This window comes from Bacillus bingmayongensis (genome assembly GCF_000299035.1).
Lineage (GTDB): Bacteria > Bacillota > Bacilli > Bacillales > Bacillaceae_G > Bacillus_A > Bacillus_A bingmayongensis.
This window is the reverse complement of record NZ_JH921517.1, coordinates 296,479-320,820: the sequence shown is the minus strand read 5'-3', so window position 1 is coordinate 320,820 and position 24,342 is coordinate 296,479. Positions and strand designations below refer to the sequence as shown.

At 36.7% G+C, this 24,342-nt stretch carries 35 protein-coding genes and 1 pseudogene; 13 read left to right on the top strand and 23 right to left on the bottom strand.

The window, feature by feature from the left end; all coding sequences use genetic code 11:
- Nucleotides 1–26 precede the first annotated feature (26 nt).
- The 5 genes from folD to accB all read right to left on the bottom strand — a co-directional run bounded on the left by folD (nt 27) and on the right by accB (nt 3,923).
- The gene (folD, locus tag Y7E_RS0108715; RefSeq protein ID WP_017150887.1) at nt 27–887 is read right to left on the bottom strand and encodes a bifunctional methylenetetrahydrofolate dehydrogenase/methenyltetrahydrofolate cyclohydrolase FolD; all 861 of its coding nucleotides are present in this window, start codon (nt 885–887) and stop codon (nt 27–29) included.
- Between the two features lie 23 nt (nt 888–910).
- Nucleotides 911–1,303 (bottom strand): N utilization substance protein NusB, encoded by a 393-nt coding sequence (gene nusB, locus Y7E_RS0108710; protein ID WP_017150886.1) that lies wholly within the window; start codon nt 1,301–1,303, stop codon nt 911–913.
- A gap of 346 nt (nt 1,304–1,649) precedes the next feature.
- Nucleotides 1,650–2,042, bottom strand: a complete 393-nt coding sequence (locus Y7E_RS0108705) for an Asp23/Gls24 family envelope stress response protein (protein WP_017150885.1) — start codon at nt 2,040–2,042, stop codon at nt 1,650–1,652.
- Between the two features lie 23 nt (nt 2,043–2,065).
- Nucleotides 2,066–3,418, bottom strand: coding sequence for an acetyl-CoA carboxylase biotin carboxylase subunit (accC, locus tag Y7E_RS0108700; RefSeq protein WP_017150884.1), 1,353 nt, complete (start codon nt 3,416–3,418; stop codon nt 2,066–2,068).
- Nucleotides 3,419–3,434: 16 nt separating this feature from the next.
- Nucleotides 3,435–3,923: an acetyl-CoA carboxylase biotin carboxyl carrier protein gene (gene accB, locus Y7E_RS0108695; protein WP_017150883.1), complete on the bottom strand. Its 489-nt coding sequence runs from the start codon at nt 3,921–3,923 to the stop codon at nt 3,435–3,437.
- 670 nt (nt 3,924–4,593) lie between these two features.
- Between accB and Y7E_RS34250 the strand changes: the two genes are divergently transcribed.
- Nucleotides 4,594–4,758 carry a DNA recombination protein RecO gene (locus Y7E_RS34250; protein WP_081584578.1) on the top strand — a complete coding sequence of 55 codons (165 nt, stop codon included), beginning with the start codon at nt 4,594–4,596 and terminating at the stop codon, nt 4,756–4,758.
- Nucleotides 4,759–4,831: 73 nt separating this feature from the next.
- Here Y7E_RS34250 and Y7E_RS0108685 read toward each other — a convergent pair whose 3' ends face one another.
- The 9 genes and pseudogenes from Y7E_RS0108685 to Y7E_RS0108645 all read right to left on the bottom strand — a co-directional run bounded on the left by Y7E_RS0108685 (nt 4,832) and on the right by Y7E_RS0108645 (nt 10,337).
- Nucleotides 4,832–5,473 (bottom strand): SpoIIIAH-like family protein, encoded by a 642-nt coding sequence (locus tag Y7E_RS0108685; protein WP_017150881.1) that lies wholly within the window; start codon nt 5,471–5,473, stop codon nt 4,832–4,834.
- Between the two features lie 12 nt (nt 5,474–5,485).
- Nucleotides 5,486–6,151, bottom strand: coding sequence for a stage III sporulation protein AG (gene spoIIIAG / locus Y7E_RS0108680; protein WP_017150880.1), 666 nt, complete (start codon nt 6,149–6,151; stop codon nt 5,486–5,488).
- Nucleotides 6,141–6,772, bottom strand: a pseudogene (gene spoIIIAF / locus Y7E_RS29425) (stage III sporulation protein AF). Before spoIIIAF ends, spoIIIAG begins: the two are co-directional and overlap by 11 nt.
- Before the next feature lie 12 nt (nt 6,773–6,784).
- A complete protein-coding gene (gene spoIIIAE, locus Y7E_RS0108670) occupies nt 6,785–7,957 on the bottom strand; it encodes a stage III sporulation protein AE (protein WP_017150878.1) in 1,173 nt (390 codons plus the stop codon).
- Between the two features lie 10 nt (nt 7,958–7,967).
- Nucleotides 7,968–8,351 carry a stage III sporulation protein AD gene (spoIIIAD, locus tag Y7E_RS0108665; RefSeq protein WP_017150877.1) on the bottom strand — a complete coding sequence of 128 codons (384 nt, stop codon included), beginning with the start codon at nt 8,349–8,351 and terminating at the stop codon, nt 7,968–7,970.
- 23 nt (nt 8,352–8,374) lie between these two features.
- Entirely contained in the window at nt 8,375–8,578 is a 204-nt protein-coding gene (spoIIIAC, locus tag Y7E_RS0108660; protein ID WP_000020914.1) for a stage III sporulation protein AC, read from the bottom strand.
- A 14-nt stretch (nt 8,579–8,592) separates the two neighbouring features.
- A complete protein-coding gene (gene spoIIIAB / locus Y7E_RS0108655; RefSeq protein WP_017150876.1) occupies nt 8,593–9,108 on the bottom strand; it encodes a stage III sporulation protein SpoIIIAB in 516 nt (171 codons plus the stop codon).
- Nucleotides 9,102–10,028: a stage III sporulation protein AA gene (gene spoIIIAA, locus Y7E_RS0108650; RefSeq protein ID WP_017150875.1), complete on the bottom strand. Its 927-nt coding sequence runs from the start codon at nt 10,026–10,028 to the stop codon at nt 9,102–9,104. Before spoIIIAA ends, spoIIIAB begins: the two co-directional genes overlap by 7 nt.
- A 27-nt stretch (nt 10,029–10,055) precedes the next feature.
- Nucleotides 10,056–10,337 carry a YqhV family protein gene (locus Y7E_RS0108645; protein ID WP_017150874.1) on the bottom strand — a complete coding sequence of 94 codons (282 nt, stop codon included), beginning with the start codon at nt 10,335–10,337 and terminating at the stop codon, nt 10,056–10,058.
- 195 nt (nt 10,338–10,532) lie between these two features.
- Between Y7E_RS0108645 and Y7E_RS0108640 the strand changes: the two genes are divergently transcribed.
- Both Y7E_RS0108640 and Y7E_RS0108635 read left to right on the top strand, forming a co-directional pair.
- Nucleotides 10,533–11,081, top strand: a complete 549-nt coding sequence (locus Y7E_RS0108640; RefSeq protein WP_017150873.1) for a GNAT family N-acetyltransferase — start codon at nt 10,533–10,535, stop codon at nt 11,079–11,081.
- Between the two features lie 11 nt (nt 11,082–11,092).
- Nucleotides 11,093–11,413 carry a hypothetical protein gene (locus tag Y7E_RS0108635; protein ID WP_017150872.1) on the top strand — a complete coding sequence of 107 codons (321 nt, stop codon included), beginning with the start codon at nt 11,093–11,095 and terminating at the stop codon, nt 11,411–11,413.
- 35 nt (nt 11,414–11,448) lie between these two features.
- On the opposite strand, the gene efp is transcribed toward Y7E_RS0108635, so the two are convergent.
- The 4 genes from efp to Y7E_RS0108615 all read right to left on the bottom strand — a co-directional run bounded on the left by efp (nt 11,449) and on the right by Y7E_RS0108615 (nt 14,071).
- A complete protein-coding gene (gene efp, locus Y7E_RS0108630; RefSeq protein WP_017150871.1) occupies nt 11,449–12,006 on the bottom strand; it encodes an elongation factor P in 558 nt (185 codons plus the stop codon).
- Nucleotides 12,007–12,026: 20 nt separating this feature from the next.
- Nucleotides 12,027–13,088 carry a Xaa-Pro dipeptidase gene (gene pepQ, locus Y7E_RS0108625; RefSeq protein ID WP_017150870.1) on the bottom strand — a complete coding sequence of 354 codons (1,062 nt, stop codon included), beginning with the start codon at nt 13,086–13,088 and terminating at the stop codon, nt 12,027–12,029.
- Between the two features lie 4 nt (nt 13,089–13,092).
- Nucleotides 13,093–13,533, bottom strand: a complete 441-nt coding sequence (gene aroQ / locus Y7E_RS0108620; RefSeq protein WP_017150869.1) for a type II 3-dehydroquinate dehydratase — start codon at nt 13,531–13,533, stop codon at nt 13,093–13,095.
- Between the two features lie 73 nt (nt 13,534–13,606).
- Entirely contained in the window at nt 13,607–14,071 is a 465-nt protein-coding gene (locus Y7E_RS0108615; protein ID WP_017150868.1) for a YqhR family membrane protein, read from the bottom strand.
- A gap of 243 nt (nt 14,072–14,314) precedes the next feature.
- Here Y7E_RS0108615 and Y7E_RS0108610 point away from each other — a divergent pair, with 243 nt between their 5' ends.
- Nucleotides 14,315–15,238 carry a DUF1385 domain-containing protein gene (locus Y7E_RS0108610; protein ID WP_017150867.1) on the top strand — a complete coding sequence of 308 codons (924 nt, stop codon included), beginning with the start codon at nt 14,315–14,317 and terminating at the stop codon, nt 15,236–15,238.
- Nucleotides 15,239–15,316: 78 nt separating this feature from the next.
- On the top strand, nt 15,317–15,718 hold the full coding sequence (locus Y7E_RS0108605) for an SA1362 family protein (RefSeq protein ID WP_017150866.1): 402 nt from the start codon (nt 15,317–15,319) through the stop codon (nt 15,716–15,718).
- Between the two features lie 53 nt (nt 15,719–15,771).
- On the opposite strand, the gene mntR is transcribed toward Y7E_RS0108605, so the two are convergent.
- Nucleotides 15,772–16,200: a transcriptional regulator MntR gene (gene mntR, locus Y7E_RS0108600; RefSeq protein WP_016116280.1), complete on the bottom strand. Its 429-nt coding sequence runs from the start codon at nt 16,198–16,200 to the stop codon at nt 15,772–15,774.
- 145 nt (nt 16,201–16,345) lie between these two features.
- Nucleotides 16,346–17,371, bottom strand: coding sequence for a spore photoproduct lyase (gene splB / locus Y7E_RS0108595; protein WP_017150865.1), 1,026 nt, complete (start codon nt 17,369–17,371; stop codon nt 16,346–16,348).
- 152 nt (nt 17,372–17,523) lie between these two features.
- On the opposite strand from splB, the gene Y7E_RS0108590 reads away from it, so the two are divergent.
- Nucleotides 17,524–17,841 (top strand): PadR family transcriptional regulator, encoded by a 318-nt coding sequence (locus tag Y7E_RS0108590; RefSeq protein WP_017150864.1) that lies wholly within the window; start codon nt 17,524–17,526, stop codon nt 17,839–17,841.
- 257 nt (nt 17,842–18,098) lie between these two features.
- Entirely contained in the window at nt 18,099–18,947 is an 849-nt protein-coding gene (locus Y7E_RS0108580; RefSeq protein WP_017150862.1) for a hypothetical protein, read from the top strand.
- A gap of 28 nt (nt 18,948–18,975) precedes the next feature.
- Here the strand turns inward: Y7E_RS0108580 and Y7E_RS0108575 are convergent, their stop codons facing one another.
- Nucleotides 18,976–19,812: a lipoate--protein ligase family protein gene (locus Y7E_RS0108575; RefSeq protein ID WP_017150861.1), complete on the bottom strand. Its 837-nt coding sequence runs from the start codon at nt 19,810–19,812 to the stop codon at nt 18,976–18,978.
- Between the two features lie 170 nt (nt 19,813–19,982).
- Between Y7E_RS0108575 and Y7E_RS0108570 the strand changes: the two genes are divergently transcribed.
- A complete protein-coding gene (locus Y7E_RS0108570) occupies nt 19,983–20,366 on the top strand; it encodes a rhodanese-like domain-containing protein (protein WP_017150860.1) in 384 nt (127 codons plus the stop codon).
- Nucleotides 20,367–20,395: 29 nt separating this feature from the next.
- On the opposite strand, the gene Y7E_RS0108565 is transcribed toward Y7E_RS0108570, so the two are convergent.
- Nucleotides 20,396–20,941, bottom strand: coding sequence for a hypothetical protein (locus tag Y7E_RS0108565; RefSeq protein ID WP_034278349.1), 546 nt, complete (start codon nt 20,939–20,941; stop codon nt 20,396–20,398).
- 327 nt (nt 20,942–21,268) lie between these two features.
- Here Y7E_RS0108565 and Y7E_RS0108560 point away from each other — a divergent pair, with 327 nt between their 5' ends.
- The 5 genes from Y7E_RS0108560 to Y7E_RS0108540 all read left to right on the top strand — a co-directional run bounded on the left by Y7E_RS0108560 (nt 21,269) and on the right by Y7E_RS0108540 (nt 23,918).
- Nucleotides 21,269–22,246 carry a LacI family DNA-binding transcriptional regulator gene (locus Y7E_RS0108560; RefSeq protein ID WP_017150858.1) on the top strand — a complete coding sequence of 326 codons (978 nt, stop codon included), beginning with the start codon at nt 21,269–21,271 and terminating at the stop codon, nt 22,244–22,246.
- Nucleotides 22,247–22,351: 105 nt separating this feature from the next.
- On the top strand, nt 22,352–22,927 hold the full coding sequence (locus Y7E_RS0108555; protein ID WP_017150857.1) for a TetR/AcrR family transcriptional regulator: 576 nt from the start codon (nt 22,352–22,354) through the stop codon (nt 22,925–22,927).
- 72 nt (nt 22,928–22,999) lie between these two features.
- Nucleotides 23,000–23,332 (top strand): DMT family transporter, encoded by a 333-nt coding sequence (locus Y7E_RS0108550; RefSeq protein WP_017150856.1) that lies wholly within the window; start codon nt 23,000–23,002, stop codon nt 23,330–23,332.
- A 1-nt stretch (nt 23,333) separates the two neighbouring features.
- Nucleotides 23,334–23,648 carry a DMT family transporter gene (locus Y7E_RS0108545; RefSeq protein ID WP_017150855.1) on the top strand — a complete coding sequence of 105 codons (315 nt, stop codon included), beginning with the start codon at nt 23,334–23,336 and terminating at the stop codon, nt 23,646–23,648.
- A gap of 15 nt (nt 23,649–23,663) precedes the next feature.
- Entirely contained in the window at nt 23,664–23,918 is a 255-nt protein-coding gene (locus tag Y7E_RS0108540) for a DUF3975 family protein (RefSeq protein ID WP_017150854.1), read from the top strand.
- A gap of 18 nt (nt 23,919–23,936) precedes the next feature.
- Here Y7E_RS0108540 and Y7E_RS0108535 read toward each other — a convergent pair whose 3' ends face one another.
- Nucleotides 23,937–24,146 carry a hypothetical protein gene (locus Y7E_RS0108535; RefSeq protein WP_017150853.1) on the bottom strand — a complete coding sequence of 70 codons (210 nt, stop codon included), beginning with the start codon at nt 24,144–24,146 and terminating at the stop codon, nt 23,937–23,939.
- Nucleotides 24,147–24,342: the final 196 nt, after the last annotated feature.

Genomic DNA, 24,342 nt, shown 5'->3' with positions numbered 1-24,342 from the left:
TTCTCTCTCCTCATAGCCGATTCAAATTATTTACAAGCAACCCCTGCACGTTTTGCAGATTCAACTGTATTATGAAGGAGCATTGTAATTGTCATTGGACCGACTCCTTTTGGTACTGGTGTAATATAACCTGCGATATCTAGTACATTATCAAAGTCAACATCACCGCATAGTTTTCCTGTCTCTAGACGATTGACACCAACATCAATTACAACTGCGCCTTCTTTTATATAGTCAGCTGTTACCATTTTTGGTCTTCCAACTGCTACAATTAAAATATCAGCTAACTTTGATAATTCTTTTATATTTTTCGTTTTGGAGTGACAGTATGTTACAGTCGCATTTTCATTTAAAAATAGCTGTCCCACTGGTTTTCCAACAATATTACTTCTTCCAATTACAACAACATGTTTTCCTGAAATATCAAGATTTGTTTCTTTTACTAATTCCACAATGCCATGCGGTGTACACGGAAGAAATGTATCTTGTCCCGTCATCATACGGCCAACGCTGATTGGATGGAATCCATCTACGTCCTTTTCAGGTGAAATTCTTTCAATAATAGCTTTCTCTTCAATATGTTTCGGTAAAGGTAATTGTACTAATATTCCATTAATACGGTCATCCTCATTTAAGCGATCGATTTCAGCTAACAAACGCTCTTCTGTAATTGTATCTGGAAACTCAATTAACTCTGAATAAATTCCAACTTGTTCACAGCCCTTTTCTTTTCCTTTTACATAAGAACGAGATGCTGGATCTTCTCCAACTAAAATAACTGCTAATCCTGGTACAATCCCTTGCTCTTTCAACTTCACAACTTCTTCTTTTAATTGTGCTCGTTTTTTCTCCGCAACTTCATTTCCTTTGATGATTACTGCTACCATTTTAAGATTCCTCCTTAAAGAAATTACAGTGTGTCTTTTATATTAGATAAAACGCCGTTTATAAAACGACGAGATTCCTCATCCCCAAATGTTTTTGCAATTTCAATTGCTTCGTTAATTGTTACATTGTGTGGAATTTCTTCCATATACTTCATTTCATACACAGCTAGACGTAAAATACTGCGGTCCACAATACTAATACGTTCTAATTTCCACTTCTTTAAATTTTGACGAATTGCTTCATCAATTGCTTCTTTATTCTCTACAAAACCAACAACAAGTGATTCTAAAAACTCATTTGTTTCTTCGCCTTCTTCTAGCGTATTTTCCACCGCTACTTTCGGCTCTAATTCTCCAGTAATGTCCATTTGGTATAATGCTTGCATGGCTCTTTCTCTAGCCGTCCTACGTTTCATTGTAACTCTCCTTTATACTTCAAGTCTTCCCTTATGTTTTGTTATATTATTATAATTTATAAGCCGTCAATTTACTTACTCTTACAGTTTTCATTGATTTTGCAACCTTATAATACAATGATAATAACACAATTTATCGTTTCATACACGAGTTACAAGGCTGAAAAATAATAAAAAGATTAACTTCAAGTTCCATATCCTATCACAATGTACGTTTTTTGGAAAAACGCATCATTTTCTTTTTATATTTTGCATTTTTTAAAATAGTATAATAATTAGAGGGTTTTGTGCGTGAAGAGATGAAACGAGAAAAAAGGTGCCCATTTGACAAGGCACCTTCTCATTCTTACACTGGCTCGATTTCTGTTTTTTGCGTTTCGAATGTTACGCCAACGATGTGAACATTCACTTCTTTCGGCTCAAGACCCGTCATTGTAAAGAGTGCTTGGCGAATATTATCTTGAATTTTTTGTGCAACAACTGGGATTGCTACACCAAAATACATGACAACATAAACGTCAACGATAATATCGTCGTTTACTAATTCAACCTTCACGCCTTTACCGTGATTTTTCTTTCCTAACTTCTCAACAACATCTGTAGCAAAGTTACCACGCATTGCCGCTACACCATCTACTTCAGCAGCAGCGATGCCTGCAATTACCTCAATTACTTCTGGTGCAATTTCTACTTTTCCAAGGGTTGTATCTTGACCCATATCTAACATATGTTCAGCCATGAAAAAAACCTCCTTTAAATGTATCACTGCGTCACAAGTTCATGCTCTTCCAAAAATTTCGTATTAAATTCCCCTTTTATAAAATCAGGATGATCTAGCAATTGTAAATGGAACGGGATTGTCGTATGTATGCCTTCAATGACAAATTCACTAAGCGCTCGTTTCATTTTTGCAATTGCTTCTTCACGTGTTTTCCCGTGAACAATTAATTTTGCAATCATTGAATCATAAAAAGGTGGAATTGAATATCCAGGATAAACAGCTGAATCGACGCGAATACCAAATCCTCCTGGTGGTAAATACATTTCTACCTTCCCTGGAGATGGCATAAAGTTTTTGGCAGGGTTTTCCGCATTAATTCGACATTCTATTGCCCAACCGTTAAATTGTACTTCTTCTTGCTGTAACGATAGCGTTTCTCCAGAAGCAACGCGAATCTGTTCTTTAATTAAATCCACCCCTGTTACTAGCTCTGTAACCGGATGTTCTACTTGAATTCGCGTGTTCATTTCCATAAAGTAAAAGCTTTTCGTTTTATATTCATAAATAAACTCAACCGTACCAGCACCTGTATAATCAACCGCTACCGCTGCTTTTACTGCCGCTTCACCCATTTGCTTACGAATGTTGACATCAAGTGCAGGCGAAGGACTTTCTTCTAATAGTTTTTGCAAACGGCGCTGAATTGTACAATCACGCTCTCCTAAATGAATCGCATTGCCATGTGTATCTGCCATTATTTGAATCTCAACATGGCGGAAATCTTCAACGTACTTTTCTAAGTATACACCAGGGTTTCCAAAAGCGGTACTAGCTTCTTGCTGTGTAATTTGAATCCCTTTTACAAGCGCCTCTTCATCACGAGCAACACGGATGCCTTTTCCACCGCCACCCGCAGTTGCTTTAATAATGACCGGATATCCAATTTGATTTGCAAGTTCTATCGCTTCTTCTGTGTTTTTTATAATTCCTTGTGAACCTGGTACAATCGGAACCCCTGCTTCTTTCATTGTATCACGAGCAACGTCTTTTGTACCCATTTTTGAAATTGCTTCTGGGCTAGGACCAATAAAAATTAAATTACACTCACGGCATAGTTCTGCAAAATCTGCATTCTCCGCTAAAAATCCATAACCAGGATGAATTGCATCACAACCTGTTAATTTTGCAACGCTTATAATATTTGTCAAATTTAAATAGCTTTCTTTCGACATTGTCGGCCCAACGCAATACGCTTCATCTGCGATTTGCACATGAAGTGATTCTTTATCCGCTTCTGAATAAATAGCTACTGTTTCAATATTCATCTCTTTACAAGCACGAATAATTCGTACAGCAATTTCCCCACGATTGGCTATCAATACTTTTTTTATCATCACAAAGACTCCCTTATTACGCTTTTACAAGAAATAGCGGTTGTCCATACTCAACAAGTTGTCCGTTGTTAACAAGAATTTCAACAATCTCTCCATTTACTTCTGCTTCAATTTCATTAAAGAGCTTCATCGCTTCAACAATACAAACAACTGTCCCTTCTGAAACACGATCTCCAACACTTACATATGCTGGTGCATCAGGAGAAGAAGAGGCATAGAATGTTCCAACCATCGGTGATGTGATTTTATGTAAATTCTCATCTTGGACAACCTTCTTCTCTTCCTGCTTCGGTGCTTCTACCTGAGCCGCTGCTACTGCTGTTTCCGTTCCTACCGCTTGCGTTTGTAATGCTTGCTTCACTACTGGAGCTGTCTGCATTGAAACGACTTCATTACCACGCTTTTTCATTTTAATTGTCGTACCATCTTTTTTGTATTCAAATTCATCAATATTAGAGCTATCAATTAACTTAATTAATTCACGAACTTCTTGAATTTTAAACATGTAAAATCCACTCCTATACACTTGTTTATCCCGCTCTTACAGATACTGAACATATAAAAGCAAACTACGTTGTCTGTAAAGATACGATTCATTCTACTAGAGAAATCATTCCTATAACATTTTCTAATAGAAACTTTTGCTACTCTCATCTTACGATAAATATTTTCAACATTCCAATTTATATTTCTTTACGATAAATCGAAATTCCTGTAAAAATATTATTTCACTAAAAAATTATCACCTAGTAATAATACCAAGTTTCACTCGAAATTGGCAAGACCACTTCATAAAAAACATGTTTTTTCTTTTTTAGAACTATGAAATAGAAAGCTTAGATTTACTGTTCTCCCTAAATGCATTTTGATTTTCCAACATATAAATCGTTGCTACGAAGAACAAAGGAGAACCACTCTCGTTTTCTCTCTTTGTTTTAAACTTGGCACGGGGCAGAAAAAGGTTCTGACCACTTCTATGCATGGACGGATCCTCTCTACCTCCTAAAAAGAAAGAATTCCTTTCGCTTTTTCACTTTTTATGTATATCCCTTTATTTGTTGATTTATCAAAACATATTTTACCAAATATTTTTTTTTATTTACAAGCCGTTCATCCTTCCTTCACATACGAATAGTATGTTCAAAGTAAAATATCTTGTAGTGAGGTGCAGAAATATGATATGGCTCATCGTTGTCTTCACTCATATAAAATATGGAAAAGGCAATCACCATTACCAGGAACCTTTAATTTTTCACTCTCAGCGCATTTCTCCTTTCCCTATAGAAAACATTGCAACCACTCAAAAAGATGAAATAGAAAAGAGCTATCGAAAACGATAGCTCTTTTCTATTTCCCCCGCTGTTCGCGAGTAGTACTTGCAGTGCATATTTAAGTTACTGGTAGATATATATTTTATTTTACTGGATCAAACTTGACGCCTACATCTTTGGATCCTGCCTCAGCGCGAACAAGTTGGATAATTTTATTTGCTTCTTTTTGAGAATGCTTCGTAGCTTTTACTGTGACTTTAATATCCTCTCCATCCGCTCTTACAAGCGCATCTTTGTAGCCACCTTGTGATTTAATTACTGTTTCAAGCAATCCTTCCTTTGTTTCCATCTTATCGATTGCGTTTAATTGATCTTTCGCTTTACTTATTTCTTCGGCAGAAGATTTTGTTGATTTCATAACCTCTTGTAATTTTTCTTTCTCTGCACTGCGTTGATCTTCCATTTTTAAACGAAGTGCTGTAAAGTTTTCATCACTTGATTGAACAGTTACATCACCTTCTTTTTTACCTGTTTCTTTTTTACTATCATCTTTTTTTTCTGTTTCTTTGCTCGATGTTTCTTTTGAAGTAGCTTCCTTATTCGATGTTTCCTTTGTTGTTTCTTTCGTCACTTCTTTTTCAACACCTTGCTTTTCTTGTCCAACCTTTTCACCCGCTGTCGGTGTTGCAGTATTCATTTTCTCAGGTGTTGTGACATAGTATACGGACAACACAACTACTAAACTTAGCATTGTTAATAACCAAACTGTTTGTTTTTTTAACACTTTAGTTCCTCCCTAACCCTTTTTTGGTAGTACCGCTACGCGGTGAGATGGTACATCAAGCATACGTGTTACCGCTTCTTTCACCATTGCTTTTATTTGTATATTATCCACTCCTTTTGCTACGACAAGGACACCTCGCACTTTCGGTTTCTCTGTTCGCAGTACAAGCGGAGTTTCTTTATCACCTTCGCGTATAATCACTGTTTTTTCATCAATTGATTCATCTTCAACTTGCCTTTTGCCTCCTGTTTTATCTGTTTCACCTGTTGTTTGTGATCGTTTTACAATATTTTTTTCGAGTATTTTTTGTTCAGATGAATCTAAGTTCACTTCAATAGATACATCTTTTACCCCTGTTATATCTTCTAATGAAGATTTCAATTCTTGTTCATATGCTTTTTCATATTTTTCTACAATTGACATGTTATCGTTATTCTTTTGTCCAAAGGTTGGCACATCTTTTCCTGAATCTTGACTTGTCTTTTCTTTGAATACAGGCACTTCTTCTTTTTTCGGCCCAAAGAAATTACTAGAAAACATAAGCAACATTCCAAGTATGAGTAGGACAAGCAAAAACTTTGGTGTTACCTTTTTTCCCTTCTCCTTATCATCTGCTTCGTCCCCTTTTAATAAGTTGCGAAAAAATGAGAATTTCGAATTTTTATTTTTATTGTCCATTTACTCTACCTGTCCCCCTTCCATTTGAACTTGGATTTGTTTATCCTCTAGCTGCCACCTGCTTGAAAAGAACTGTTTCATTTCTATGTTTGTTTCTTCCGAAGTTTCTCGTGGTTCTTTCGTATCAATTTCAATTGGTTTTACTGTTTCAATAGCGTCATTTTTCTTTGGTTCAGTTTCTTGTAATGTCACAATAACAGATTGAATATCTTTTTCTGTTTTTACTTCTTCCTTAGTTTCTGCTGCGATTACTTTTATTTCAGACACTGTCACGCCATATTTTTTCTCAAATTCTTTTCCAACTTCTTTTTTCATTTTGACAGCCATCTCTTCTAAACTATATGCACGTGTTAGGGCTTGTATTTCTTTTTTCTTTTCATCAATTGAATTTTTTATTGATCCATCCGCTACGTATTTTTCTTGATTAAAATTCGCAATCACTTCATTTACATCTGTTTGTAACAATTTAAATAGCGGCGTCAAGATTAAAACGACTAACAATAAGCTCACAACAAATTTGACATACTTTTGTAAATTCGAATTAGGAAGAATAAGATGCAGCATCGTCGCTAAGAGCAAAAATACGATAATATTTCGAATCCACTCTGTAACAAATTGCATACCCATCACCTCCTATCGCATCATGAGGGTAATGTTCCCTGCAGCAATAATAATGGTAATGCTTAAAAAGAACATAAAGGATACGATAGCTAAGCAGGCAAATACATAAATGATACTTCGTCCTATAATATCTAAACATTTAATAATAGCTCCTCCACCAACTGGCTGTAGTACTGCTGCTGCGAATTTATAAATAAACGCGATACAAAAAATTTTAATCGCTGGAAAAGCAACGATTAAACATAAGATAACAAGCCCGATAATCCCAACCGTATTCTTTAACAATCCAGAGGCACTAATAACAGTATCCGCTGCTTCTGTAAACATCCGGCCTACCACAGGAATAAAGTTTCCCGTTACAAACTTCGCTGTTTTAACAGCTATACCATCAGCGACTGCTGTCGCTGTCCCTTGCACAGATAATACTCCTAGAAAGACTGTTAAAAAAATACCAATGATCCCAACACTTACATTTTGCAAGAGCTTGGACAATTTCGTAACTTTATATTGATCACTCATTGTACTTACAATACTTAAGATGGTCGCAAGTAATAAGAGTGGAAGGACAATATAGTTCATGAGCAGCCCACTTGTATTCATTAAAAAAATGATAATCGGATGGAAGAATGACACTGATACAACCCCGCCTCCTGTCGCTATGAGCGCTAGGAGAATAGGAAGTAGAGCTAATATGAAATCTACCATCGTTTGAATCGTTTCTCGCGCATACGTCATTACTACATAAAAACTATTTAAAGCAAAAATAATTAGCACCATGTATACAACTGCATCTGCAATTTTACTAACGCTACTCTTTGAAAAAGCTGATTGTAAGGACTGTAATAGCGCACTAAAAATTGTGAGCATAATGAGCGTTCCGAGTAACTTTCCATTTGCAACAAGCTCATGAAATAAATATTTTAATAACCCTATCATCCATTCTTTTATGGAAAATTCCTTTTCGCCTTTTACAAATTCCATAAAGCTCCCCTTTTGACTCTCTGGTAAATAACCTCCATATTTTGTGACAAGTCCATCCCAAAACTGCTTCACATCTTCGATTCCGAGTTTATCCAATTGCTGATCTACGACGTTTTTTTCTACAGGAGAAGCTTGTACGACAATTGGTAAAGAAAAGAAAAGGAAGCAAGCAAACAACAGCTTAGCTCCAAACCTTCGCAACATTCACTCCTCCTTATCCCGTAGGTAAAAAACCGAGAATTGTTTCAATGACCACCGTTAAAATAGGAATAGCCATAACAAGAATTAAAATTTTTCCCGCTAACTCAATTTTCGAAGCAATCGCTCCTTGACCAGCATCTTTTGTAATTTGCGCTCCAAACTCGGCAATATAGGCAATTCCAATGATTTTCAGCAGCGTCTCTACATAGACATTGCTCACTTTCGCCTCACTTGCAACTCTCTCAATCATTCTTAAAATAGAGTGGATTTGATCGATTAGTAGCAGAAACATAACACTCGCGATGAACACAATAAACAAAGAAGTAATACTAGATTTATGTTGATTCAAAACAGCTGCTAAAAATGTCGCGACGAGGCCCAATCCGACAATTTGCAAGATCTCGATTCGAACCGCCCCCTTTACTGGAAGAGAAAGACACTTTTAATCTTGTCAAACAAAGTATTAATCAAAAATGCAACATGAAATAAAATAACGACAAAACCGACAAGAATAACCCAGTTTGCAATATCCTCCCGTTTTAACTCTTTTAGTACTGTATGAATGAAAGCTAAAACAATGCCGATTCCGGCGATTTGAAATATTAATCCAACATCGATGGACATCGCCTTTCTCCCCCCTATAGCAGTAAAATTACGATAAGCAGTCCTGCTAATACACCCAAACTCTTTATCATCTTTTCATATTGAAGTTGTAGCGCTTTCGCTTCACCCTCTTCTCTTTCTAAATGCGTAATACATAAACGAATATGCTTTTGTTGCGATTCACGGTCATGTTGTCCTAACGTTTCACCAAATTGTTGTAAAATCTCATATTCAGTTTGCTTAAATGCAGTTAGTTTCCAATTTTCTTGTAAACTATCGAGCCAAGCTTCTCTAACTGTTTGCTCACCGATTTCTAGCCGCTTCGAAAAACTTTGAAATATCCAGTTCAAAGGCTTGGGCATTTGTTTTACTAAACGCTTTGCTGCCTCTGATAAAGGTGTATGCCCATACATAATTTCAGCTTCTAGCGATTGCAGCGCTGCTTTTAAAAGCCTAAGTTGACGAGGGCGTTCACTATATCTTTTTGCATACGAAAAACCAAAGAAAGTGCTCACCGCTACAATTAACACCGCACCAAATATTTTCACCATACGCTTTGAACCTTTCCTCGCCTTTGAACAGGCTTTCCATCCCCATCCTTCACTTGAACAACGGTTCCAGGTCCCTTTGCTTTTGATAGTTCAATAAAGCGATCAAACACACCAAGCTCCATCACAACCTTTAAAGATGGTCTTTTCATTACATCATCAAAAGAAAATCCGTGAGCACTTATAAAAAGTTGAACACCTGCATGGATTGCCTCCATAATTGCTTCGCTATCTTCCATACGCCCAATTTCATCCACTATTAATATATCCGGGCTCATAGAACGAATCATCATCATCATTCCTTCTGCTTTTGGACACGCATCCAGTACGTCAACACGCGGGCCAAACTCATATTGCGGAATCCCTTTTACACATCCGGCAATTTCTGAGCGCTCATCAACAATCCCCACTTTGCAAGAAGGAATTTCATAAGAACGAACTCCTTGGCTCATACAGCGTGCCACATCCCTGAGAAGTGTTGTTTTCCCTGTTTGCGGCGGACCAATTACCATTGTGTTTAACCAACGTGAGTCGTACAAATAAGATAGGAGCGGCTCGGCTATCCCTATTTTTTGACGGGCAATCCGAATATTAAATGATGACACATCTCGAATCATCTTCACCGCACTGTTTTCTGTGATTACTTTTCCAGCTAAACCAATTCTATGACCACCGCGCAAAGTAACATACCCACGTTTCAACTCCTCTTCCATCGTATAAATAGAATATTGACTCAGCTTATTTAATAAGTAGATGGCATCCTCTGCTGTAATGACATAGTCATAAAAGAACACTTCTCCATGTGCAATACATTCAAGTGGCCTTCCGATCCGGACCCGAATTTCTTCTAACATGCTATATTGTTCACAGCCTTCAATGAACTGTTTCATATGCTTTGGTAACACTTCTAATACTTCTTTCATAAGCTTCTCCCCACTATAATTGACTTACTATTTCAGCACTGCAATAAAAATACAGCCAATTCCAAGAGTTAGAAAAAAAAGTTTCAGAAAGGAAATTTCATTTGCAACGCTCGCAATACCAATTGTCATCGTTAGAATCAATACAGTCGGTCCAACAAATGCCAACATACCGTTTATAAACAATGCTTTTTTCGCATCATTCACATAGAGCATAAGCAAAGCGGCGAATATCTCCGCACTACCTGAAAACAACCGAAGCAACCCCATGACAAGCACGGATGTTTCCATTGCCGCCAGCCACTGTTTCATTCTCCCACCTTCTCCCCTACCAATTACTTTTCAGCTAGCTAAAAAATTCTTATTCCAAAAAGCATATATTTGTACAACCATATGCAGAGGTTGTCTATTTCAGAAGTAAAAACATAATTTTTCACATTACCATGATTAAAATCTGAATATTCCCATTAATTTATGTTATATTTAGTGTACGAAAGGGGGTTTTCTATGAAGCACGTCACATTATTACCACTCGATTTACAACATGCAGACATTATTTTTACATTATCTAGCGATCCACATGTGAAAGACGCCCTAGGGCTAAAAGCAGAAACGATCGAAGATACAAAAGCATTTATTCGTTTTGCAATGGAAGAAGAACGAATAAAACAATCTCTATCCAGAGTAATTGTCAATGAACAACAAGAGATAATTGGCATTACCTCCCTCAAACATATCGATCACCAAAAAAAGACATCTCATATCGGGAGTTGGCTTGGCTATCCCTATTGGGGACAAGGGTACAATGAAGCCGCTAAAAAGGAAATTTTTAGAATTGCATTTGAAGAATTAAACCTCGCATACGTATTTTCGGGTGCTAAAACTACTAATATCCGCTCTCAAAAAGCGCAGGAGAAACTACCTTATATTTCACTACATGTAGAAAAACAATTTCCAGCTGAACATGTTACACTAGAAAAAGAAACCAAATTCCCTTGTGTACTGCATGTTATACCTCGTGAGAATTTTTTAAATTGGATGGAATTAAATAATTAGGAGGTTTTGCAGTGAAAGCAATTAAATTTATTATTACAATCACATTAGAAGTAGTTGGAATCTACCTGTTTTCAAAAATGGTCGGTTGGTCATTTATGGAGGCCTTTTTTCTAGGAAGTTTAGCTATATTTGCGGTTATATGGTTAATTATCATGAACATATCTCGTAATGCCAATATGGATCACGCTGTATACAAAGGCTTAACGAGTGTTGAAACGGGAGAAATAAAACCATTTCAAATCACATTAAATCCATACATAACAAGTACCCTGTCTCTTGTGGGCATTAGCCTTATTATAACTATTATTTATTATCTACCGTATTTCACATAAAAAAGCACTCGTGATGATCACGAGTGCTTTTTAAACTACGCACGAGAAACGTATTTACCTTCACCTGTATTGATGATAAGCATTTCACCTTCGTTAATGAAGATTGGTACTTGTACAACAAGGCCAGTTTCTAATGTAGCTGGTTTTGTTACGTTAGAAGCTGTATCACCTTTAATACCTGGTTCTGTTTCAACAACTTTTAACTCAACAGTATTTGGAAGCTCAACACCAAGTACCTCACCTTGGTATGTCATAATAGCTACTTCCATGTTTTCTTTTAAGAATTTTAGTTCATACTCGATCTGAGCTTCACTAAGTTCGATTTGCTCATAAGTTCCATTATCCATGAATACGTGAGACTCACCGCTCGCGTATAAATATTGCATACGACGGTTTTCGATATGTGCTTTTTCTACTTTTTCACCAGCACGGAATGTTTTTTCTTGAATAGCACCTGTACGAAGGTTACGTAATTTAGAGCGAACGAACGCAGCACCTTTACCTGGCTTTACGTGTTGGAAATCTATAACTTGCCAAAGGCCGTTGTCCACCGCAATTGTTAAACCTGTACGAAAATCGTTTACTGAAATCATGCAAAAAATCCTCCTGTGTATTACAAAATAATAAGTTCTTTTGGAGACTTCGTGATTACTTCATTACCTTCACTTGTTATAATAATATCGTCCTCAATACGTACACCGCCAACACCCGGAATATAAATACCCGGTTCTACTGTCACAGCCATACCAGGCTCAAGTACCGTTTCAGAGCGGAACGCTAAACCAGGTGCCTCATGAATCTCAAGACCCACTCCATGACCAGTAGAATGCCCGAAATATTCACCGTATCCTTTTTCAGTTATGTAGTCACGTGTTAATGCATCAGCCTCACGACCAGTTAAACCAGCTTTAATGCCGTTTACACCACGAAGCTGCGCTTCTAAAACGACATTGTAAATTTCTTTTAATTTATCAGATGGTTCGCCAACTGCAATCGTACGTGTAATATCAGAGCAATATCCTTTATAATAAGCACCGAAGTCTAATGTTACGAAATCTCCTTTTTCTATCACTTTTTCAGATGCCACACCATGCGGCAATGCTGAACGAAGTCCTGAAGCAACGATAATATCAAACGAAGAAGATGTTGCTCCTTGTTTTCTCATGAAAAATTCAAGTTCATTTGACACTTCAATTTCAGATACGCCTGGGCGAATGAATGATAGAATATGTTCAAAGGCAGCATCTGCAATCTGTGCAGCTTCCTTTAATATCTTAATCTCTGAATCCGTCTTAATCAAGCGTAACTTTTCTACAAGCCCAGAAGTTGGAACAAATTCCGCTTCAACGGCTTCTTTATGTGCTGTATAAGAGCTATATGTAAGCGTATCTTGCTCAAACCCAAGCTTTTGAATTCCTAATTCTTTCACTTGTTTCGCAACTTCATCAAGAATTGGTCCTGTATGTTGAACAATTTCATAACCTACAGCTTGCTTACTAGCTTGCTCCACATAGCGGAAATCTGTGATAAATAGAGCACGATCATTAGAAATAAGTACAACACCAGCTGTCCCTGTAAAGTTTGTCATATATCTACGACTATATTCATTCGTTAATAAAATACCATCAATACCAGCTTCACCAAATGCACTTCTTAACTTCGTGATCTTTTCCATCAGTTTATGCCTCCCTAAGTTTCTCCAATAATGCAAATAACGCTAACTTATAACCATAAAAACCAAATCCAACAATTTGTCCCGTCGCGACTGCTGCCGTCACAGATTCATGACGAAACGATTCACGCTGATGAATGTTGGAAATATGTACTTCAATCACCGGAATCGAAATGCTCGCAATCGCATCTCGAATCGCATAGCTATAATGCGTAAATGCCCCTGGATTTAGAATGATTCCTTCATATATGTCATCAGCCTCATGAATGATGTCGATAAGAGCACCTTCATGATTCGATTGAAAACATTCTAACTCCGCTCCCAATTTCTCTGCTTCTTGCTTCATCTCTGTTTCAAGTGTCGCTAGCGTTCCTTTCCCATATACATTCACCTCTCGAACGCCAAGGCGATTTAGATTAGGACCGTTAACGAGGAGTAATCTCTTCATACTTGTAAACTCCTTAATATAAAAATGTCTATACAACATTTTAACACAGGAGCCACTTGTTTGAATAGTTCGTCTACTCTCTCCCTTCCCCCAGATTCACATTATTCGCTTCAAACGAAACAGAATATGTGATAAATACACCATATAAAATAAAAATACATATCGTTGTGACAATTGTTTCTTTCGGTAAATGAAGTGCATTCTTAATAATAGGCGCAATAGAACCAAGCCCGAAAAATAAAATAGTCCACCAAAAGAGACCATAAAGTATCCCAGGTAGTACCCCTTCGAATCTTTTGAAAAGGGCCTTATAGAGAAATGCCACTAAAACAGAAAGAAGTCCTACACAGACAACGCCTAATACATTTCCCCAAACTCCTTCTTTCCAATTCCCAAGCGCAAATGGTAAAAGCAAATAGTTCGGTCCAACTTCCGTAAATGAAAAAATATGAAGAAAATACCATATACTCCCCCAAAAAAAACCACCAAATAAACCAATCTGTACAAATTTATTTATTCCTGATTGTTCTTGCTTCACATCAACACCTCCGCTTACTAGTATGTCCGAAACTATTTTGAAGCATGTTTAAATCATGCGAAATTTGTCTATAAAAAGAAGAAGAAATGTCTGGCCTCCGTAACAATTTTCCTTGTCAGCAGCTTGTGTTTGTCGATAAAATAAAGGAAACTCGGTGATTGTCAAATCTCACAATGACAGAACCAAGTGTGGCAATTGCCTCTTTTCTACATAAGAGAGAAACAAATACAGGTTGGTGTTAACATGGCAGAGGAGACAAAACAAATATACGGTGGGCAAGCGGTCATAGAAGGAGTTATGTTTGGTGGTAGAGAATATACTGTTACAGCGGTTCGTCGTAAAGATAAATCAATCGAATTTTATCGATTACCACGCGTGCGCAATACAGTATTATCTGCGCTAAAGAAAGTTCCATTTCTACGTGGTATCGCCGCTATCGTTGATGCAAGTGCTAATGGAGCAAAGCATTTAAACTTTGCTTCGGAGCGATTTGATGTTCATCCTAAAGACGATGAACAGCTTGCAAACAAAAAAGAAGAACAATCAAAGCTAACAATGATATTAGGAGTAGCCGCAGTCGGAGTCTTATCGTTCATATTTGGCAAAATTATTTTCACAGCAGTTCCCGCACTTTTAGCGGAATTGACACGACCAATTTTCCCATCTCATACCGGGCAAATTATTGTCGAAAGCATCATTAAGCTCATCCTATTACTGAGCTATATATATATTGTGTCGCTAACTCCGCTCATTAAGCGTGTGTTTCAATATCACGGTGCGGAACATAAGGTCATCAACGCTTACGAAAACAATCTTCCGCTGACAGTAGCAAATGTACAAAAACAAACTCGTCTCCATTATCGTTGCGGTAGTAGTTTTATTATATTTACAGTCATTATCGGAATGTTTGTCTACTTTCTTGTTCCAACTGATCCTCTTTGGGTCAGAGTGGTAAATCGAATTTTATTAATCCCAGTTGTTCTAGGTATTTCTTTTGAAGTCTTACAATTTACAAATCGATTACGAGATATTCCGATCTTACGCGCCTTAGGGTACCCAGGGTTATGGCTTCAGCTATTAACAACAAAAGAACCAGAAGATGATCAAGTTGAAGTTGCGATTGCATCCTTTGAAGAATTATTACGTTTAGAAGAAAAACAACAATAATTTTTAAAATGGTACTCAACTCCTTCCCTTGTCGCTAATATACTAATTTTAATATATGTTATTTAGGAGGTGTTCCCTATGAACGGTCGTTCGTTTACGTTCGCTTTATTCGTGCTTATTATTGGGTTAGCAATATTTGGTCTCGTATCATTTGCAATTACAGATCCATATGGTATGGTAAAAAACATTGTCATTATGTTACTTGTTGTTGGTGTGTTTTATTTGTTATATAAAATGTTTACAAGCTCCAGCGGTTCAGCCAATTCGCAAAACTCTTATAAGCGTGCTGCGAAACAATCGAACCGAAAATACGGAAAACAAAATGTAGCACCCCTAAGCAATTCTTTATTAAAACGAAATGCTTCCGATGACAAAGTTAAAAAAGGCAATTCATCATTGTTAAAAAAGAAACGAAAACAGTCTCATTTAACCGTGATTGAAGGTAAAAAAAATAAAAAGAAAGACCGCGCTTCCTTTTAGGAAATGCGGTCTTTCTTTTTTACAAACAAAAAAGGAAACGCATCTCGTTCCCTTTACTTTCCCTGCTCTTCATTTGCTTTTTGAACACCGCGAAGTGTTTCAATTCGAAGTTCATCTTGTTCAAAATATTGTACTAAATCACCAATGCGGTCAATAGCTTCCCAACTTAAATGATGTTCAATTCCTTCTACATCATTATAAATCTTACTTTCATCCACACCAATGATACGCATAAATTGTTCTAGTAACTCATGACGATATACAAGACGCTCCCCGATTTTTTTCCCTTTTGATGTTAATACAAGCCCTCTATATTTTTCATAAATTAGATACTCATCTTTATCTAACTTTTGTACCATTTTCGTTACAGAGGATGGATGTACACTAAGCGCTTCAGCAATATCAGATACGCGGGCATATCCCTTTTCATCAATTAACAAATAAATTTGTTCAATATAATCTTCCATACTAGGGGTAGGCATCGGTTTCCTCCATCCAATTTCATTTTGTGTTTTCCGCACTAAGCAATCAATAAAATGATACACCAGAAAGGATATCATGACAAGGGTGGAAGCAAGCCAAAAGACATGAAACATAAAAAGAATCTGTATGTATATACAGATTCTTCTATGTAAAATATTGAATTTCAGCATTCGGAAAATATTCGTGAATATACCCTCGCATTGTTTCCTCTAACCTTACTGCATCATCTTTCTGATATACATATTTTCCAATGCCATATCGTCCCCATTTATATTTTCGTTTCTCTTCATCCATTTCGAGTTTCGTATTCGGATAACGTTGTTTTATTACTTTCTTCGCTGGCTTGGTAAAGCGATGTTGAATCAATTCGAATGATAAATTTGGCAGTGTTAAATCTTTTAACGCATCAGAAAGGCGTTCAAATAATTCACGATACCCCTCTTCCCAACTTTCATGCATATAAATCGGGGCAACAATAAAACCAAGTGGATAATTCGCTCCCGCTACTTTACGTGCAGCTGCAATTCGATCCTCAAATGATGAGGTACCCGGTTCAAAGTTTTTTATGACATAACGAGAATTAACACTGAAGCGAAAACGCGTTTTCCCATTATGTTTTGCATCTAATAAATGGTCAACATGGGAGTATTTAGTCACAAAACGCAGACGACCATATTCATTCTTTCCAATAAATTCAATCGTTTTCTTTAAGGCATGCGTTAAATGATCGATTCCGACGATATCCGACGTACACGCTGCTTCAAACCGTGTAATATCTGGCGCTCGTTCATCCATATATTGTTTCGCTCTCTCAAAGATTTCATCCAAATTCACATATACACGAACATATGGCTTACTACCAAGTGTTGTTTGCAGATAGCAATAATGACAATGTCCCATACAACCTGTCGCAAGCGGAATTGCGTATTCAGCTGATGGCTTAGATGTGTCAAACTTCAGTGTCCTTCTTACTCCAACAACAAGCGTCGCTTTAGCATTCCGGTATTTCTGCAAATCATTCTCTCCAGGTAAATCGCGAATTTGATTATGTGATGTTGTTTCTCGAATTTCTAGACCCATCTCTGTAAATTTCTTATACAACTCTTTTCCAAGTGGATATTGGAGTGCCTGTGGTTCAAAATAAACAAGCTTTGGCATAAATGGCTTCATACGATTACCTCCTTCATTTTAGTATGCGCAAACGCACACTAACAACGCTGTTTAAAGTTTTCCACCTTAGTAACTTGCGTAGCAAGTTACTGAATGTTATAATTCAAACAACAACTACCTTGCACAACAAGTTACTAGAAAGTGGTGAATGAATGCATAGTCAAATGCTAAAGGGTGTACTCGAAGGATGCATCTTATACATCATTTCCCAAGAAGAAGTGTATGGATATGAGCTAAGTACGAAATTAAATAAACATGGCTTTACATTTGTAAGTGAAGGCAGCATATATCCCCTTTTACTACGAATGCAAAAAGAAAAACTGATTGCTGGTACATTAAAAGCTTCAAGCCTTGGACCAAAGCGAAAATATTATCACGTAACGGATAAAGGGTTTGAACAGCTAGAAGAATTCAAAGAAAACTGGGGGATGGTTTCAACGACAGTAAATAATTTATTACAGGGAGAGTGATGAGGATGAAAGCGCAAGATATGGTAGAGCTCAATAATAAAAAACGCAAACTTTTAACAGCCTTTCAAAAGGCTGTTTTTCTTCTGTCTAATTTTACAAATTGAAAAATTTCATAAAGAAAATAAGAAAAATGCAAAATAATTAAAGTTAATTGTTGACGTAATGCTTTTATTATCGGTATCATATTTCTTCGTGAGCAATTATTTTTCGTTATACGATTTTTTTATTATTACTGAATTTTTGAGAGGGGAAATTTGATGTCACTTAAGAAGAAAACGCAAGTACGCACCGGCAAAATGGTACGTGAACTAATGTTAGCAGACGAAGATGTAAATGCTTCGCTAATTATGGTATATAGTGAGAACGGTGTAAATGCAGAAATTAAAATCGAGGGCTTAACGCCGAAATGTAACGAAGAATTATTTTTGAGCGGAAACGTAGATTGGAACAAAAGTGTGATTTATAAAATTGTCGATTTCACTGGCAATGCCGAAGTTGGTAAAGTTACATTAACAGCAATGAACAAAAACAATGTTTCATTGCAAATCGAACGCGTTATGTGGAGTAAAGAAAATAAAGAAGCTGCTGAACAGGAAGTAACACCTGTAGAAACTGCTCCAAAAAAAGAAGTAGTGGTAGAAAAGGCACCTAAAGTAGTCACAGCGGCTCCAAAACCCGTTACACGTGTTGAAGAACCTGTTGTTGTAACCCCTAAGCCTACTCCGGCACCAGCACCAAAGCCGGTGCGTTCAGAGACAGTTGTAGCAGCACCTACTCCAGCACCTGTAAAAAAAGAAGTACCCACTCCAGTTGCAAAGCAAGAAACGGTTACGGCTATGCCTACCAAACCAAAACAAGCGGCTCCAGCTGAAGCAAATTCTAAACTACAAGAAAATTATGTGAAGCTTGTGAAAAAGACAATTGAAGTATGTCAGGATTACGAGCTTGGCATCGATATAGATGATTCTATTGAAAATTTAAAAGAAGAATTACAAAGCCAAGGTATTAGCGTTACTTTTGATAAAGAAATTATGGATGTTGTAAATCGCCTTCGTTCCTTACAAGAAAAAGGAATTAAAGTAGAAAAAGTACTAAATTTACTATAAAAATAAGGAGATGGCAAATGCCATCTCCTTATTTTTTATAATTCCATTCAGTACTTTCATACTTTTCTTTCGCTAATGTTTGCACTTCCTGGAGCTGTTCTTCTGTTAGTTTATACGGAACTAACTCCACATCTAAACCTTTTTCAAATCCAACTTGGAACGCTTCAATCAACTGTTCAATTGTAAATGTACGGTCTGTTAATTCATTAATTGCGACCGCTTTAGAAGAAAACATACTCTTCATACGTTCTTTCACACGTTCATTTGGAAATAAGAATAAATCATACAGTTCATCTAAGTCGATTTCTAATGGAATGGATCCATGCTGCAGAATAACACCTTTTTGACGCGTTTGAGCGCTCCCAGCAATTTTTCTACCTTCTACAACAATTTCATACCAAGATGGTGCATCAAAGCATACACCTGAACGTGGATTTTTTAAGTTCTCACGATCCGCTTCTGTTTTTGGAACCGCATAGTACGCTTCTAATCCTAGTGCCTTAAAACCTTCCAATAACCCTTGCGAAATTACGCGATACGCTTCTGTAACTGTTTTAGGCATATTCGGATGATCTTCAGAGACAATAACACTGTACGTTAATTCCTTATCGTGCAATACGCCTCTACCACCTGTTTGACGGCGAACAAATCCATATTTCTTCTCATTTACTACATCCATATTGATATCTTTTTCTACACGCTGAAAATACCCCACTGTTAATGTTGGCACTTCCCATTCATAAAAACGAATTGTTGGTGGCATTTTCTTTTCGCTTTGCCAATTTAACAAACATTCATCTAACGCCATATTAAATGCCGGTGAACATTGACCAGAGTTAATATAACACCATTTTTCTTTTCCCATCCTGCACCTCATATAACCAATTATTTTTCACAATCTCTAGTCTAACAAATTCGACAAAATTTGTGAAAGAATACGAAATTTCTTCTTCTCACCGAACGAACCTGTTGCATAAATACATATGGGCATTATAATATTGAAAGTAGGATAAGAAAAAAGGGAGCGATAGAATCGTGTCAACAAATTTAATTATTATACTAGCCGTAGTTCTAGCATTCATCGGCTACTCTGTATGGATGTTTTTCTATCAGAAAAGATTAATTAAAACACTTTCAGAAGAAGAATTTCGCGCTGGCTACCGTAAAGCACAGCTTATCGATATTCGTGAAGCAGATGAATTTAACGCTGGTCATATTTTAGGTGCTCGTAACATTCCATTATCACAAATCCGTATGCGTTACAAAGAGCTACGTAAAGACCAACCTGTCTATTTATACTGCCAAAGTGGATTCCGTACAGGACGTGCAGCTCAATATCTAAAAAAACAAGGTTACAAAGATTTCTACCAACTACAAGGTGGATTTAAATCTTGGACAGGCAAAATTAAAAAGAAATAATATTTTAAAGAACTAGCGTGACTCATCAGCTAGTTCTTTTCTTCCATGTTGTTCGCAATATACAATAAGTTTTGTTTTACTACTTCTTCATTTCTTGATTCTACATTACGGTACAACAATTGATACTCTAATCCTTTCTCTTTCCATATGAGCGTCGCAAATTCTTCTCCCTGTTCAAACTCATCCCTATTTTTAAAATAGGCAGCTGAACCATTATCCAATTTCATTTTTTCATGAAATCGATTTTGTTCCACAATATAAGGAAAACTATAGGAAAAATTAGCAACTGTTAATTCTACATAATCTTTTCTTCCTTTTTCTTGTTGTTTATATTTTATCGTCAAGACAGCGTTCTTCTTCCCAATTGTTCTTACTTCTCCCTTTACATCACCTATAACATCGTACGGTAAATACGTCGGAGCTTTAAATGATTCCGGAAAATATTTTTTTGCATTCTTTAACGAAACAGGACCAGATACACGATCCACAGCTCCATCCGCATTTCCCACAAATTGTTTTTCTTCTTTCGTCGTTTGTTGGAATGAACATGAGCTAAGCAAAATACTAGAAAACACGAAACAAATGATTCTTTTTTTCAATTTGTTTCCGCCTTTCATACCGCTCTCTCTACGAACAAAGCGTTAATATGTTGTTCATATTCGCTTCACTTGTCCACTCTCCCTTTGAAAACTTTCCTCGTTTATCTCACACATTTTGACATGTAGTATCTTTTCAGACAAAAAAAGACTTTTCACTACTCTTACGCCCTAAAGTAAGGTTACGCGAATAGTGAAAAGCTTTGTTTATAAAATAGATTATGAAAAGCTTTTCAGGTCAAGCATTTTTAAGTAATTTTCCATTCCTGCCCATTTCCCTTTATAATTAAGTGAGAGGTGAAACATATGGCAAATATAAAACAAATTGCGAAAACTGCGGGAGTATCGATAACGACAGTTTCACGCGTATTAAACGATCATCCATATGTGAGCGATGAAAAGCGAAAACGTGTTTTAGACGCTATTGAAGAATTAAATTATGCAAAAAATATAAATGCAGTACATTTAATAAAGGGTAAGACTTTCACAATCGGTGTCATGCTTCCTTTTATCAATTTACCCTACTTCAGTACAATTATTGAAGGGATTGGAAATGAAGCGTTAACTGCGGGCTACCACATTAATCTTTGCCAAACAAACTACGATAGCAAGGAAGAACTTCGAGTTCTAGAAATGATGAAAATGAAACAGTTTGACGGCATGATCATCTGCTCCAGAACAAGCTCTTGGGAACAAATTGAGCCATTTGCAAAATTTGCTCCTATTATTTCTTGTGAAAAAATGACGCATCCGCTTATCTCATCCGTGTATGTTGATCATTATGAAGGATTTCGCATTGGTACAGAATATTTACTAAGTAAAGGTCATGAGCGAATTGGCGTTTGTTTAGCAAGACAAAAAAGTGTAAATACAAAGCAGCGTGAAAAGGCTTTTTCTGATGTTTTCCATACTGTCAAAAAAAGACTTCAACCAGATTGGATGTTTTACCAATGCTACACGATGCAAGATGGTGCAAAAGTTTTACACAGCATGTTAAACATGAAAGAGCGTCCAACTGCTATTTTTGCTGCTAATGACCAAGTGGCCGCTGGTTTATTAACAGAAGCAAGGAAAAACGGAATACGTGTTCCAGAAGATTTAGCAATCCTCGGTTTTGATAACCATGAGATTTCGGAGGCATTAGAAATTACAACAATTGAGCACCCCGGACTAACAATGGGGACTCTTGCCTTTTCTTTATTTCATAAACAAATACTTAGTGAACAAATCATAGGGAACTCCGAAGAACTTCCTTTCCGTTTAATTGAACGAAAAACTGTGTAAAGAGTGCCTGCTGCATTTGGCACTCTTTTTCATCATCTGACTTATTGACTTTATTTTGATTATCTATTAAAATTAACCTAACGAACGGTAGGTAGGGGGTAAAAAATGACCGCAAACCGCATTAAAGCTGTAGCCCTTTCTCATTTCGCACGCTACGGTTATGAAGGGACTTCATTAGCAAATATTGCACAAGAAGTCGGGATTAAAAAACCATCGATTTACGCACACTTTAAGGGAAAAGAAGAACTATATTTCATCTGCTTAGAAGCAGCCCTGCAAAAAGATTTACAAAGCTTTACAAACGATATAAAAGACTTTTCAAAATCGTCTACTGAAGCATTGCTCGTAAATCTGTTAAAAAGTTATGCAAAACGATTTGGTGAAAGTGAGGAGTCAATGTTTTGGTTACGTACTTCTTATTTTCCACCTGATGCATTTCGCGAACAAATTATTGAAAAAGCGAATGTTCACATTGAAAATATTAGAGAGCTGTTATTTCCTGTATTCAAACAGGCAAATGAACAAGATGAACTGCATAACATTGAAATAAAAGACGCTCTAGAGGCTTATTTATGCTTACTTGATGGTCTGATGGTTGAATTATTATACGCAGGTTTAAATCGCTTTGAGACCCGCTTAAACGCCTCTTGGAAAGTATTTTGGCGTGGCCTTTCAAAATGACGGATTGCTTACTTTGCAATGCGTCGTTTTTCAGCCCTTTACCTAACGACTGGTAGGAAGGAGAAATGATATATGGCATGGATTTATGTAATTTTAGCTGGCATTATTGAAATTTTTTGGGTGATTGGACTAAAGCACGCTACAACACCTCTTGAATGGATTGGTGTTGCTCTTATAATCGTAATTAGTTTCGTCCTATTATTTAAAGCTTATAAAGATCTACCTGTTGGAACTGTATATGCGGTCTTTACAGGAATCGGAGCTGGTGGAATCGTTCTTACAGAAATCTTCATTTTCGGAGAACCTTTTTCCATTACAAAAATCTTATTTATCGGTTTAATCTTCTTTGGCGTTATTGGATTAAAACGAGTAACAGGTGAACAAGAAGAGAAGGAGGCTGCATAAAATGGCATGGGTATTTTTAATTATTGCTGGTATTTGTGAAATTGTTGGTGTACTGTTTATGAAAGTAGCCACTGAAAAGAAAGGGTGGACACCAAAGCTTATTTTAATCGCCAACTTTGGCGTCAGCTTTTTCTTCTTATCACTTGCAATGGACTCATTACCGATGGGAACAGCTTACGCGATTTGGACTGGAATCGGAACTGCCGGAAGTGCACTTTTAGGTATTCTTATCTTCCACGAATCAGCTGATTGGCGTCGTCTTGCCTTCTTAAGCTGCATTTTGTGCGGTGCAGTTGGCTTAAAATTAATGAGCTAACGTGAGGTGAATGTCATGTGGAAAGAAAAAGGGAAACAGCTTCTGACAGGAATTCTGATTGGAATCGTTATTCTACTGCAAATAAGCTTTCATATGATAGAATGGCTATTCCATAAAGTTATTTCTGTTCTTACATTCCTTCCAAACATGGCACTTGAAGTTGTATCCATCGTTTGGTCGATTATCGCGTCCATTGTAATTATTATCATTTGGAGTATCGCCAAGATTTGGAGCAAATTAAGTAAAAAGGACAGTTCTTCTGAAAAATGAAGTAACTGTCTTTTTTACTTAATAATTCTTATTTCTTGGTAACTTAAAGAAATTGGATGCTATAAGACACAGTACACCAAGAATAAAGACACCTGTGCCAATTTCTTTATTCGTGCGTTCAAATAAATTCATATCTGAGTAAAACCCAAGTAGTATAAGACCTAAATTAAACAAAATTAATCCCATTCCAATTAGTATTTTTCCTACTAATGTACGATTTCTCATCATTTCATACCCCTCCCACTTTTTTGAAATCTATTCATATTTCTAAACTTGCGGGACATACTATCCCCAAGGAGCTGGTTACATGCAAAATTCCATACATAAACATATCCTATTGTTATTCTTCTTATTTCTTTTCTTTGTAATATGTTTCAGCCTAATCTTACATGCACCAAAAGAGATGCCAAGTACCGTTTTAGTT